We start from the raw sequence: 13429 nt of genomic DNA, 5'->3' as shown, positions 1-13429 counted from the left end.
GATCTTAGTCTAAGCAGTCATATTATTTATGATAACTAAAATTCACAACCGTCGGACATTTTTATTTGGACAAATATAGAAATAGTTTGTCATAGGTAATAGTATATAAAAAGCTTCTAAAACTGAGTTTTAGAAGCTTTTTAATTCTAGTTATTTAGCTAACATAAAAATGATGCCAATTACCAGAGTGTTCAAAAAAAAAATCCTTTCAAAAAAAATAGGGTAATTTTAATTTTTATGTATTCTCTTAATAGGTTAACGTATTGTAACCGTTTGCTTGTAGTTGCAGTACACGTACCGATGCGGTCGGCGTAACATCAAGACCATCAAAAAGTGTTTCTTCTGCTACACCTAGTTTCTCCATAGCAACACTGCATACACTTACTTTTACCTTTCCCTTATATTTTTTAAAGAACTCTTCAAGCTCTGAACCTTTTACCAATTGGGTCACCACTTTACCTTTTACCACAATTTCATAATCCTCTATTTTAACGCCGTTCTCAATAAGAAGGTCATACATACTTAGCACACCCTTAAAATGTCTTTCTGAAGTAAGTATAAAACCATATTTAGGTGTTTTCTGTAAATCAGCAACAGCTTGTTCGTCTAATTTTTTTTGTCCATATGCTTGTGTACCACTAGCAATCATTACAATAACTACTAAAAGTGTTCGTAAAATATTATTCATAATTTCTATTTTGATGGATGCATTTGTTATTTAAAAATACAGAAAAATAGTTCTAAATATTAATTTAGGGATGATAAAAAAAGGAATCGTTTTTTAGCATTACGTAACACCATCAATCGATTATAAAAATTGTAGCAAAGTTCACTTCATTTACAATAGAACAACGAATTCATCTTTATGTACTACTTCATCATTCTTGAACGGCACCTTTCTCAAAGACTTCGACAACAGCTCTCTTAATTCTTTCAAGGAAGATGATTTTTTTAAGAATTGATTAGCCCCATCTTTTTTAAGCTGATTCACTTCTCTATCTCTATAAATTGAAGAATAGGCAATGATGTATATATCCTTAAATTTTTTGAAATTTCTGATATCAATAAGACACTCAAAACCATCCATAATAGGCATATATAAATCTAAAAATATTACATGTGGCAAGGTAACATCAGAGAATAATCTATCCATTAAATCAACACCATTATCAAATTGAGACACTTCTGTATTTATATCTACACTCTTCAAAGCATCCATAAAAAAATCACGGTCGTCAAAATCGTCATCCGCAATATATACATTCAATTCTTCCATTATTTCTATATAAAATCAGTGTGTCTTTCAAAACTATATAGAAATATCAAATAAAATTCTACCAATAAAAACGAAAAATGACTCTAAAGCATATAATCATAAAACATGTTCTATTATCAAACACTTAAAATTCAGTTTTTTACCTTTTGTGTTACTTAATAAGTGTACGAAACATTTTCTCTAATAATATGATTCAATAACCGCTTTTAATTAAAATTATCATGCCCTATTTTGTTCAATAAATTCTTTGCCGCCAGCCAAAATCTTTTAGAAGTTGGATTAGGAATAACCGACATATCGGTAATTTCAAATTCAGGACTAACCATTAACTTAATGTATTGAAAAGCTTCGTTTGGAAGTTCATCTGAGAGGTACGCCATACTCCAAGTATCAAACTCCCTTGAATATATATTACCTTGAGATAGAACAATAACTTCATAATGACGAGTATCTACCCTAATTTTCTCGAATAATGCCAAGACTATCTCGGCATTGCCTTCTAAATATTGTACAAAAAAACCATCATGATAAATAAGACATCCTGTAACATCATGTTTGCCATTAAAATCTCTTGATTCCATTAGAATTTCACTAACCTGAGCAGGTGTTAGGTTATTGGCAATTGACTTATACACAAGATTGTACATATAGTAGGGTTTATAAAACTGCTTAAAACAGTTATTAAGGTAGCAACTTTCAATGAATTACACCTATTTAAACATGGTATTTTTCTTACAAAAATAATTTAACGTAAATTTTCATCCTTAACAATAACAAAAAAAACCATTATACCCTAAGAGTCAATTTTAATTGTGATAGCGACTATAGAAATTTATTTTAAGCCATAATTTTCGAGGAGAATTTTAAAATATGAAAATCATGAAAAATAGAATCATAGTTACTTTAGCATTAACCGTCATCTTGACCGCATGCTCAAGCACTAAAAAAACGACTTCAAACAATACGAAAGCAGTAACAGCACGAATGAATACCGCACAAAATGAAACGTACACAAAATCAACAGAAACTACTGCTTCTGAAACAGCTATGAATCAAAAAAATAGCATTGAACAAGTGAACGAATCTACTGGCGCCATGAACAATGTAGCTACTGAAAATAGCTCAAATAGCTTAGGTGCCGAGTATTCTGATATGTTCACTGCCTTAGACATGAGCGAAAATCAAATCAGCATTTTCAAATCTTCTATGGAACGTTTTAAAACAAAACAGGCAAACATGGCTAGTGGTGAAATGTTAGGCAGTATAGAAAGTGAACGTACACGACAAATGGAAAGTATTTTGTCTAGCGCTCAATATGCAAAATACGAAAAATGGTTAGCTGATAACAAATAAATAGTAAATTCAAATTCATGTATTGCATCAATTCTAAAAGGTATGCAACAAAGCTTTTACAAGAACCTCATATACCTTTATAACTTACTAATTATAAAATAATATTACCATGATAAAACCCACATCAGAAGTACCTGATTTAAAAATACCATTGATCAACGATACACAATGGAGCTTATATGACCAAGCCAGTACATCTTTTACTATGATCGTTTTTTATAGAGGACTGCACTGCCCAGTTTGTAAAAACTACTTAGAAGATTTAGCGACAAGATTGAAAGATTTTAGCGACAGAGGTGTTCACCTAATTGCTATTAGTAGTGATAGTGAAGAACGGGCAAAAAAAGCAGGCAAAGAATGGAATATACCTGAACTACCTGTTGGTTATAATTTACCAATTGAGACTGCTAGAGAATGGGGATTATATGTTTCTAAAAAAACATCGGACAAAGAGCCAGATGAATTTTCAGAACCTGGATTATTTTTAATTCGCCCTGATAATACATTATATGCAAGTGCTATTCAAACAATGCCATTTGCCAGACCTCATTGGGATGATATTTTGAACGCAATAGATTACGTCAACAAAAATAACTACCCTGCAAGAGGTGGTGAGTAGAATACATTTCAAGAATACTTTACATAAATAAGGTGATTAGTGCTGTTATAGCCTAATCACCTTATTTTTTTATCTGCCAAAATCACTCAACTACATGTTATCTAACTTCCATTTTTCAAATTTAACTTTAGCCTCATCACTTACCATTGGGTAGAGTCCTATCACAGGTTCTCCTCCTTGTACCATTTCCAAAACGAAATCTTCATACAATGTCATCTGAATACATTCATCTGCAACCTCATCGGCAAGATGTGCAGGTATCACCATTACTCCGTCATCATCACCAAGTATAATATCACCAGGAAAAACTGCTACATCGCCACAACCAATAGGATCATTTATAGCAATAGCTTGGTGTAAAGTCAAATTGGTAGGTGCTGTAGGTCTATTATGATATGACGAAAAATTTAAATCGGCAATTTCGGCGGAGTCTCTAAAGCCGCCATCGGTAATAATACCTTCTGCTTTTCTAACCATTAATCGTGTTACCAAAATTGAACCGGCAGACGCAGCTCTAGCATTTTGTCTACTATCGATTACCATAACAGCACCTTCTGGACATTCTTCTACTGCTACTCTCTGTAAATGCTTTGGGTCTCTAAAAACCGTTATAGGATTCAGATCTTCTCGAGCAGGTATGTAACGTAAAGTGTACGCCTCACCAACCATAGTCGGACGACCTAATTTTAGAGGCTTTACATGTTGTATAAACTGGTTTTTCAATCCTTTTTTAAATAAGCAGGTTGCAACGGTTGCCGTACTAACCTTTCTTAATTTATCTTTTGTTGCTTTAGCTATTTTGGTCATTCTATTTGATCTGAAAATTTATATTATTCCGCTTTTTTCCATGCTTCTTTGATAAAGGTTAAATCCTTTTTAATCTTAGCGAACACTTCTTTTTTATCTATTGTAATTTTTGATGCACCGTGCTCTGCCCCGCCGAGATCATATTCTAAATGTAATGATATTGGCACGTTAATTTTGTACTTTTTAAGCAAAGAAAAGTATCGGTTAAAATCTATCATACCTTCCCCTAAAGGTGTATTGATAGGCTCCCATACTCCATCTTTCTTTCCCCATTTAAAATCTTTAATAACTATAGATTTAATATACGGCTGAATGCGTCGCAAATCTAATTCCCAACTTTTGCCGCCTTCTACTACTGCATGCCTTATATCATACTGACATCCTAAAAATTCAGTATCCGTTTTTGAAAAAATTGTAGGCAAATCCCAAATTGGTGCCCCTACGTGATTACCTGCATGATTTTGATAGCATCCGATTAATCCTAATTCCTTATTTAAGATTTCTAAATGTTTAGCCTGCGTAGCATATAATGCCAGACTTTCTTCTATTGATTTTTCTTCGGGATAGCTTAACCAACCCGTTCGATAATATTGGAACCCTAACGTGCTAGCTGTCTTTAAAACTTTTTGCTGACCGACATCTGTAATATCCCAAACATTGGTGGTCATCATCCTCGGATTCAATCCATATTTTTTCATCGCTTCTACTGCCGCCGGTAAATCTTCATCTACCCTGTCTGGCAATACATGCCCTTTGGGGCGTACTGTTAAATCTAACCCATTAAAACCCATTTCTGCTGTTGCGGCAGACATCTCATTATAATCAAGAAATTGTAAATGTTTAGAAAATAGGTGTACTTCAATACTATCATCTGTAGTTAAAAATGGTTTTAGAAAATCACTATCTAACTGTACCAAAGGTATGCCCGCCAAAGCCATAGCTGATTTTTTCGCAAAATTCCTTCTAGAAACACCCTTTTTATCTTCTCTCATTTTTGATATCTCTTTTATATTTTATTAATAGGTTTTGTGTTAATTAGTTGTCATTCTTACAAATATATGTATTTTTGGTCAACCAAACTGGTTAACCAGTTTGTGGTGATTGCACAATAAATCACAGACCTACTTTGAGTTTCAAACCAGATTAAAATACTATCTAATGAAAAAGTATTTCATACTATTAGCTTCCGTTTTCTTACTACTTTCTTGTGGTGAAGAATCAACCAGTAACTCTATCACTGTAAACGATATTAATGAATTGAATACAGCTATATCAAAAGCAAAACCTGGCGATGATATTGTTATGGTTAATGGAGATTGGAAAGATGTAAATATTAAATTTGTTGCCTACGGTAATGAGCAAAATCCTATTACTTTACGTGCAAAAACTCCTGGCGAAGTATTAATTACCGGTACTTCTGATTTAAAACTTGCCGGTGAGTATTTGAATGTAAATGGTTTAACCTTTACTGATGGATCATCTCCATCTTCAGCAGTTATCGATTTTGGTATTAGTGAAGACTCCGTTGCAAACCATTGTAAGATTACCAATTCTGCTATTATAGATTTCAACAAAGCACAACGTAATCAAACAGATTTATGGGTATTATTTAAAGGTCGACACAATGAGCTAGACCATTGCTATATTTCAGGAAAGTCGAATAGAGGACCTACGGTTAGAATTGATTTGGCAGGTAATAATAGTATTAAGAATTACCATAAAATTACCAATAACTATTTTGGACCTCGACCACCTAAAGGCGGACCTAGTGCCGAGACCATTCAACTTGGTAATAGCTTTACCTCTATGGCCCCTAGTTATACTTTAGTTGAAAATAACTTTTTTGACCACTGTAATGGTGAAGTAGAGATTATTTCTAGTAAAACCAATTTCAATGAATTTAGAAATAATGTATTTTATAAAAGCGAAGGTTCTCTTGTTACAAGGCATGGTAACTACTGCATTATTGATGGCAATGTATTTATAGGCGATGAAAATTCTGAACAAATAGGTGGTATTCGATTAATAGGAACAGGACACTGGGTGACCAATAATTATTTCTATAACTTAAATGGTAAAACTTTTAGGAGTCCACTTGCCGTAATGAACGGAATTCCAAAATCACCTTTGAATAGATATTTACAAGTTACAGATGTTGTAGTAGCCAATAATTCTTGGGTAAATTGTGAATCACCTTGGCAATTTGGTGTAGGATCAAATACCGATCAAAAAGATATTTTACCTAAATCTGAGATTCGATCTGCTACACCTATACGAACTATAGTAGCAAATAACCTTATTTATAATGATAAGGGTGACAAGCAACCTATAGTTGAACACGATTCTATTGATGGTGTTGATTTTAAAAGTAATGTAATCAATAATAAAGGGGTGATATTTAAGGCTATTGACGGACTTACCCAAAAAGATTTTGGTACCACTGTAGCCGATGGTGATATTTTAATGCCAGATAGTTCGTTGTCTAACTTTGAACTTTATAACGGATTTGAATTTGACCAGATCAAAGCCGATTTGTTCGGTAACTCTAGAGCTGACAAAAATTTGGTCGGTGCTGTTATTGGTAAGCCAGTGAATAAAAAAGATATGATGGATGTATCGCAATATGGTCCTGACTGGTATTCTAAAACAACTTCTACGAGCACCGAAAACAAAACACATTCAGCAAATAACGTTGCCGAGCTTACCAGTGCCCTTGCAACTGCAAATAGTGGAGATACTATTGTACTATCTGCCGAGCGTTACAATTTAGATACCCCTTTAATAATTAATAAAGGTATTACCATAATGGCTACTACCTCTGATACAAAAACCATTATTCAATATAAAGGAGCATCTGAAACTCCGGCTTTTGAAATGAATCCTAAAGGGCAACTTACACTTAAAAATGTTCAACTTATTGGGGCTAAAGAACAGTATGCTTTTGCTAGTTTAAAGAACAATATGTCGAGCCTGTACAATTTAACCGTTGTCGATTGTGAAATATCGAATTTCGATTATGTTTTAAAAGCATACAAACTTTCGTTCTCCGAACATATTACTTTCAAATCTACTCAAATTAAAGATTGCGCAAATGGTTTAGAATTGTCTGAAGAAACAGATGATAAGGGGGAATACAATGCCGAGAACATCACCATTGAAAATTGTTTATTTGATGGGATTGCGAGTAATGTCCTGGACTACTATAGAGGTGGCTATGATGAATCTACGGTTGGTGGTAATTTAATAGTAACTAACAGCACATTCACACATTGCGGATCTAAAGCTGAAGAAGGACTACTTCTTAATACTTACGGTATTATCAATGTAAACCTTGCTAACAATAAATTCATTGACAACCCTGTAAAAATAGTCACGCGCCTTTGGGGTGCAAAAAACAACAGATATTCAGATAACGAAATAAAAAATTCAGGTAAGATTCTTGTTGAAGAAAATTTACCTCTTAAACTTATGTATTAATACCACGCAAAAAATATATTACCAATGAAAAAATCAATAATTACCATCATAGCAGTAGTAGCTTTATTTGCCTGTAAAGACAACTCAAAGAAAACTACAGTTTCTAATGAAGAATCAACGACCGAAGGTGAAACTGCCGTTAAATACCCAAGTGATGTTATTCCGTTTATGGCCGAATGGAAAATTCTATTAGGTGATGGCACCTACGAGGACAACCTTAAAGATTACGCTAAAGATGATTTCTTTTATGTTGCTAATGACGGAAAAACGGATTGGGTAGTTTACAAAACACCAAATAGCGGCATAACATCTCGTACATCTAGCAATACAAGAACAGAACTAGGACAAAAAGAACATTGGATACCAGAAACTGGCGGAAAATTAACCGGAACTTTAAAGGTACAACACGTATCTACCTCTGGCGATGCCAGAGTTGCCGCTTCTTATGCTGTTGTAGTAGGACAAATACATAGTGATGAGGGTCATGAGAATGAACCTATAAAGATATTCTACAAGAAATTTCCCGGACATACAAAAGGATCTGTTTTCTGGAATTATGAAATCAACACAGCAGGTGATAATTCAAAAAGATGGGATTATTCATCGGCAGTTTGGGGTAATGACATGTCTGTTGTTGGATCAGACGCAATAACTCCTCCTGCAGAACCAGAAAATGGTATTGAATTAGGTGAAGAATTTAGCTATGAAATCAATGTTTATAAAGGCATCATGTACTTAACTTTTACAAGTGAAGGTCATGAAACCGTAAAGTTCACCAAAAACCTATTGGCGTCTGAATTTACTAAAACCTTACCTGAACAAATTAAAACACTATATGCCTCAATAGGTCGTGATGGTTTGGAACGCGAAAATGCATATGCTGGCGAAATTCAATATTTCAAACAAGGTGCTTATAATCAAACTAATGGTAAATCTCCAGAAGACAATATTGTTTGGAGTACAGGTGCTGACACCTATGATGGTAATATCGAAAAACAATATGCAAACGGAGATTATACCGAAGTCTGGTTTAAAGAGGCAACAGTTGGTGCAGGTACTCAACCGAGCGAAAAATAACATTTAGTTTTCTTATGGTACTGTCGTTTAAAGTATATTAAAACTGAAAACAAATCACTCGTTACTAGGTTAATAAGACTACTAATTATCGGAAAATTTGCCAGTAATAGAATTTATCGAATTGACGATTTCTAAAGTAGATATTTATCGATTCGTAAATTAAACCGCCCTTTTTATGTTAAATATTTGCCAGTCTTGCAAATATCCTTATTTTTGGTAAACCAATTTGGTAAACCAATTTCCTTCTATGAGACGATACCACCTTCTATTCTTATCTGTTTTTCTATGCCTGGCATATTCCTTTACCACACCACAGCATACTCATACTGTAAAAAATGTAGCAGAGTTTACTGAAGTACTTCAAAAAGTACAGCCTGGTGATAGCATAGTTCTTGCCAATGGAATTTGGATGGATTCTGAACTACTCTTCGAAGCAAATGGTACCGCAGAAAATCCGATTACGCTTATAGCAGAAGAAAAAGGAAAAGTGATTTTATCTGGCGCATCTAATTTAAGAATCGCTGGCGATCATTTAATCGTAAAAGGTCTTGTATTCAAAAACGGTTTTACGCCGACCAACGCTGTTATTTCCTTCAGAAAAAGTAGAGAAAAAATGGCTAATAATTCTCGCCTTACCGAATGTGTAATCGATAACTTTAATAATCCTGAGCGTCAAGTACAAGATTATTGGATAACCATCTACGGAAAAAATAACCGAATTGACCATAACCATATTGCAGGTAAAAAGAATTTAGGAGTTACCATGATTGTTGGTTTAGATACCGAAGATAGTAGAGCGAACAATCACCAAATAGATCATAATTATTTTGGACCACGCCCTACCTACGGAAACAATGGAGGAGAAACCTTAAGAATAGGAACTAGCCACCATGCATTAGAAAAATCCAACACCTTGGTTGAATCTAACTATTTTGATAGAACTAACGGTGAGCACGAAATCATCTCTAATAAATCTTGTAATAACACTTTTAAGTACAATACATTTTTTGAATGTACAGGTACATTGACTATGCGCCATGGCAACGAAACATTGGTAGATGGTAATGTATTTATAGGCAATAATAAACCAAGTACTGGCGGCGTTCGTGTCATTAATGAAACGCAAACAGTTATTAACAACTACCATGTTGGCTTGACAGGATATCGTTTTAGAGGTGCCTTTGTAATGATGAACGGTGTACCTAATTCACCACCAAATAGGTATGTACCAGTTATCGATTCTAAAGTAAACAACAACACTTTTGTAAACTGCGATAATATTCTTTTTGGTGCAGGTAGCGACGCTGAAAGAAGTCAGGCACCAAGAACCTCTGAATTTTCAGAAAACATCATTTACAACGATACCAAAAAAGATGTTTTCACAATTGATGATGATATTAGCGGTGTAAAATTCAAGAACAACATCCTTGGTGAAAATTCAGAAACAATTATAGAAGAAGGTTTTAAGAATGCTAAGATTAAACTGGTAAAAGACAAAAACGGATTCCCCATTCCTACTTCAAAAAAGATTAAAACTAAAGTTGTTATTAGTCCTAAAATCGCAACTAAAGAGAACACAGGTACATCATGGTATTCTAAAGCAGATAATACGGTTGCGTTAAATTCTGGTAATACTATTAACGTAGCTGCTGGTATTAATACGTTGTACGATAAAGTAAAAGAAACGAAAGCAGGTGATATTATCATTCTTGAAGGCGGTGGTACTTACTTATTGACCAAAGCCGTTAAAATTAATCACCCACTTACTTTTAAAACAATCGGTAAAGAAAAGGCGACCATCTTATTTGAAAGAATGATGGCTTTTGAAATTGAAAATGGCGGTAGTCTATCTCTAGAAAATATCACTTTTGACGGTACCAAATCCCCAGACTACGCAGGTAACTCAGTTATTAGTACCAGCAAAAAATCTATGATCGATAATTACAAACTGTTTATTGACAGGTGTGAGTTTAAAGACATGATCGTAAACCACTCTTTTGATGTATTACGAGTTTCAAAAGGAACTTTTGCCGACACTATTAGTATTCAAAATTCTAAATTTAAAAACATCTCTGGTAGCATTGCAGCCTTAGATAAAGAAACTGATGACATTGGTGCTTACAATGTGGAATACTTTTTAATGAATAACAATGCCATCAATGATTTACAAGGCGCTGCATTACGTTTGTATAGAGGTGGTAAAGATGAAAGTACCTTTGGACCATTTTTAGAAATGGAGCACAATGTATTTGACCATGTTGGTTACGGTTCTAAAAATAAATATGATGCTACCGTTTCTTTATACGGAGTTCAAGAAACAGCCATTAAAAACAATATTTTTAAAGATAGCAAGGCAATTAACATGCATCTGGTAGTCGGTGAGCCAATTGTAAAAGTTCTTAATAATGCTTTGAGTAATTCAGAAAAACTAATGGTCACTGGCGATCAGAAATACCAAGTGGAAAATCAATGGGAACTTGTCCCTGAATTTTCTAAAGACACCAACTACGCATTACCTTCAGATTCTCCATTAAAAGGAAAAGGTACTGATGGCAAAGACTTAGGCCTACTTAAAAACGAATAACAAGCATGATCAAATACTTAACAACATTGCAAATTTTTATTTGCGCTATTTTAATAACGTTCAGCGCAGCTGCACAAGAACACCCTAGCCTTATTCTCACTAAAGAGGGAGTTGAAAAAATAAGAGCAGAATTAGGTTCTGTTCCTTTATTTGATGCCTCGTTACAAAAGTTAAAAGCAGAGATTGATGCCGAAATAGCTTTAGGCATAGACACACCTATACCTAAAGATTATTCTGGTGGATATACCCATGTACGTCATAAACGTAACATGATAGTAATGCAACAAGCTGGTGTTTTATATCAAATTTTAGACGACGAAAAGTATGCAAAGTATGTAAAAGACATGCTTATGCAATATGAAGGAATGTATAAAACATTACCTCTGCACCCCAAAACCAGATCTTATGCACGAGGTAAGCTGTTTTGGCAATGTTTAAACGATTCTAACTGGTTGGTTTACGTTAGCCAAGCTTACGATTGTGTATATAACTACTTAAGTGCAGCCGAAAGAAAAAAGCTAGAGAAAAATCTTTTTAGACCATTTGCAGATCACATTTCAGTTGATAGTCCGCAATTCTATCAAAGAGTACACAATCATAGTACATGGGGTAATGCAGCTGTTGGCATGATTGGTTTAGTAATGAACGATAAAGAGTTAATTGATCGTGCTTTATACGGAATTCCAGATTTAGAGATGGATAAAACCGCTAAAGACGATGATGGCGGATTTATCAATAAGGAAGGAAAAGCCGGATTTTTAGCGAACATTGAAGAACCTTTTTCTCCAGACGGTTATTATAATGAAGGTCCATACTACCAGCGTTATGCCATGTATCCATTTTTGATTTTTGCAGAAGGATTACACAATGTAAAACCAGAATTGAAAATTTTTGAATACAAGGACGGAGTACTTTTAAAATCAATCAATGCCCTTTTAAATTTATCTGATGCAGATGGAGATTTCTTTCCCCTTAACGATGGTCAGAAAGGAATGTCTTATTACAATGATGCCTTAGTTACTGCTGTAGATATTTCTTATTATTTCGGAAACCAAAACCCTGGATTATTAAGTATAGCAGAAAAGCAAAACAAAGTATTGTTAGACGATTCTGGTTTAGCTGTTGCTCTTGGAGTAAAAAATGGAAAAGCAAAACCTTTCGCTAAAAAATCAATCAACTTATCTGACGGTCCTAACGGAAAACAAGGTGGTGTGGGTATTTTACGTAGCGATGATTTAGAACTTGTTTTTAAATATGCAGCACAAGGCTCAAGTCATGGGCACTATGATAAGTTATCGTACTCCTTCTACGAAAATGGTGATGAAGTATTGCAGGATTACGGATTAGCTCGTTTTGTAAATATTGAACAGAAAGGTGGTGGTAATTATCTGAAGGAAAATAAAACTTGGGCCAAGCAAACAATTGCCCATAACACCCTTGTGCAGAATGAGAAATCTCACTACCAAGGCAAATATGATATTGGCAGCAAGCACAACCCTACTTTATATATTTTTGATGATTCTAATGCCAATGTACAATTAGTAAGCGCTAAAGAATCTAACGCATATCCTGGAACTGAGATGCACAGAACAATGGCCATTATTAAAGATGGTGAATTTGAAAAGCCTTTCATGCTTGATATTCTACGAGTTAAGTCTGATAGTACCAACCAATATGATTTGCCCTTTTATTTTATGGGTCAAGTATTGAACACAAATTTTGAATTCGAAGTTCCAAAAACCCTTGAGCCTTTAGGTATTGATAGCGGCTATCAACATTTATGGTCAGAAGGTTGTGGAAGTACAACAGAAGAAAACACTAAATTGAGTTGGCTAGAAAAAGGGAAGTTCTATACCTTAACATCTGCAACCTCAAAAGATGACGAGTTAAGATTTGTACGAATAGGCGCCAATGACCCTGAATTTAATTTAAGAAGAGAAGCTGGTTTTATTATCCGCAGAAATGATACTCAAAATACGCTTTTTGTTTCAGCTATAGAAGCACATGGAAGCTATAGCCCGGTTTCAGAATCTGCTGTTAATTCTAATAGTTCTATCTCAGCGTTAAAAGTAGTTTTAGATACTATAGATTACACTGCTATTTCAATAACTACCGTAAAAGATTCTACCAAACTATTTATTATTGCAAATACCAATGCTTCAAAAGAAGCTACACATACATTAAAAATTAACGATAAGAATTATGAGTGGTCTGGTTCTTATTATTTTAAATAAAT

The 13429-nt window shown here is 34.2% G+C and carries 11 protein-coding genes; 6 read left to right on the top strand and 5 right to left on the bottom strand.

The annotated features are described in order from the left end of the window. Positions 1 to 247 precede the first annotated feature (247 nt). The 3 genes from Q0871_RS11485 to Q0871_RS11475 form a co-directional block, all read right to left on the bottom strand. Entirely contained in the window at positions 248 to 688 is a 441-nt protein-coding gene (locus Q0871_RS11485) for a DsrE family protein (RefSeq protein ID WP_299322937.1), read from the bottom strand. A gap of 150 nt (positions 689 to 838) precedes the next feature. After that, on the bottom strand, positions 839 to 1276 hold the full coding sequence (locus Q0871_RS11480) for a response regulator (protein ID WP_299322933.1): 438 nt from the start codon (positions 1274 to 1276) through the stop codon (positions 839 to 841). Positions 1277 to 1482: 206 nt separating this feature from the next. Next, positions 1483 to 1923, bottom strand: a complete 441-nt coding sequence (locus Q0871_RS11475; RefSeq protein ID WP_299322928.1) for a BLUF domain-containing protein — start codon at positions 1921 to 1923, stop codon at positions 1483 to 1485. Between the two features lie 232 nt (positions 1924 to 2155). Here Q0871_RS11475 and Q0871_RS11470 point away from each other — a divergent pair, with 232 nt between their 5' ends. After that, positions 2156 to 2629, top strand: a complete 474-nt coding sequence (locus tag Q0871_RS11470) for a hypothetical protein (RefSeq protein WP_299322924.1) — start codon at positions 2156 to 2158, stop codon at positions 2627 to 2629. Positions 2630 to 2738: 109 nt separating this feature from the next. Beyond that, positions 2739 to 3248, top strand: a complete 510-nt coding sequence (locus Q0871_RS11465; protein ID WP_299322921.1) for a peroxiredoxin-like family protein — start codon at positions 2739 to 2741, stop codon at positions 3246 to 3248. Between the two features lie 90 nt (positions 3249 to 3338). Here Q0871_RS11465 and Q0871_RS11460 read toward each other — a convergent pair whose 3' ends face one another. After that, positions 3339 to 4055, bottom strand: a complete 717-nt coding sequence (locus Q0871_RS11460; RefSeq protein ID WP_299322916.1) for a ribonuclease activity regulator RraA — start codon at positions 4053 to 4055, stop codon at positions 3339 to 3341. Positions 4056 to 4078: 23 nt separating this feature from the next. Further along, a complete protein-coding gene (locus Q0871_RS11455) occupies positions 4079 to 5047 on the bottom strand; it encodes a TIM barrel protein (RefSeq protein ID WP_299322912.1) in 969 nt (322 codons plus the stop codon). 166 nt (positions 5048 to 5213) lie between these two features. Between Q0871_RS11455 and Q0871_RS11450 the strand changes: the two genes are divergently transcribed. The 4 genes from Q0871_RS11450 to Q0871_RS11435 all read left to right on the top strand — a co-directional run bounded on the left by Q0871_RS11450 (position 5214) and on the right by Q0871_RS11435 (position 13427). Then, entirely contained in the window at positions 5214 to 7532 is a 2319-nt protein-coding gene (locus tag Q0871_RS11450) for a chondroitinase-B domain-containing protein (protein ID WP_299322907.1), read from the top strand. A gap of 24 nt (positions 7533 to 7556) precedes the next feature. Then, positions 7557 to 8609, top strand: coding sequence for a polysaccharide lyase family 7 protein (locus Q0871_RS11445; RefSeq protein WP_299322903.1), 1053 nt, complete (start codon positions 7557 to 7559; stop codon positions 8607 to 8609). Positions 8610 to 8856: 247 nt separating this feature from the next. Further along, entirely contained in the window at positions 8857 to 11193 is a 2337-nt protein-coding gene (locus Q0871_RS11440; protein WP_299322898.1) for a chondroitinase-B domain-containing protein, read from the top strand. A gap of 5 nt (positions 11194 to 11198) precedes the next feature. Further along, the gene (locus Q0871_RS11435) at positions 11199 to 13427 is read left to right on the top strand and encodes an alginate lyase family protein (RefSeq protein WP_299322893.1); all 2229 of its coding nucleotides are present in this window, start codon (positions 11199 to 11201) and stop codon (positions 13425 to 13427) included. Positions 13428 to 13429: the final 2 nt, after the last annotated feature.

The sequence above is a fragment of the uncultured Maribacter sp. genome (assembly GCF_947500985.1).
Classification (GTDB): Bacteria; Bacteroidota; Bacteroidia; order Flavobacteriales; family Flavobacteriaceae; genus Maribacter.
Note: the sequence above shows the minus strand (reverse complement) of the source record. Positions and strands in the feature narration are given on the sequence as shown.

Bases quoted from the DNA above. Each gene is read 5' to 3' on its own strand.
- Q0871_RS11475 (WP_299322928.1), bottom strand. From the start codon at position 1,923: ATGTACAATCTTGTGTATAAGTCAATTGCCAATAACCTAACACCTGCT.
- Q0871_RS11470 (WP_299322924.1), top strand. From the start codon at position 2,156: ATGAAAAATAGAATCATAGTTACTTTAGCATTAACCGTCATCTTGACC.
- Q0871_RS11455 (WP_299322912.1), bottom strand. From the start codon at position 5,047: ATGAGAGAAGATAAAAAGGGTGTTTCTAGAAGGAATTTTGCGAAAAAA.
- Q0871_RS11480 (WP_299322933.1), bottom strand. From the start codon at position 1,276: ATGGAAGAATTGAATGTATATATTGCGGATGACGATTTTGACGACCGT.
- Q0871_RS11450 (WP_299322907.1), top strand. From the start codon at position 5,214: ATGAAAAAGTATTTCATACTATTAGCTTCCGTTTTCTTACTACTTTCT.
- Q0871_RS11440 (WP_299322898.1), top strand. From the start codon at position 8,857: ATGAGACGATACCACCTTCTATTCTTATCTGTTTTTCTATGCCTGGCA.
- Q0871_RS11460 (WP_299322916.1), bottom strand. From the start codon at position 4,055: ATGACCAAAATAGCTAAAGCAACAAAAGATAAATTAAGAAAGGTTAGT.
- Q0871_RS11445 (WP_299322903.1), top strand. From the start codon at position 7,557: ATGAAAAAATCAATAATTACCATCATAGCAGTAGTAGCTTTATTTGCC.
- Q0871_RS11465 (WP_299322921.1), top strand. From the start codon at position 2,739: ATGATAAAACCCACATCAGAAGTACCTGATTTAAAAATACCATTGATC.
- Q0871_RS11485 (WP_299322937.1), bottom strand. From the start codon at position 688: ATGAATAATATTTTACGAACACTTTTAGTAGTTATTGTAATGATTGCT.
- Q0871_RS11435 (WP_299322893.1), top strand. From the start codon at position 11,199: ATGATCAAATACTTAACAACATTGCAAATTTTTATTTGCGCTATTTTA.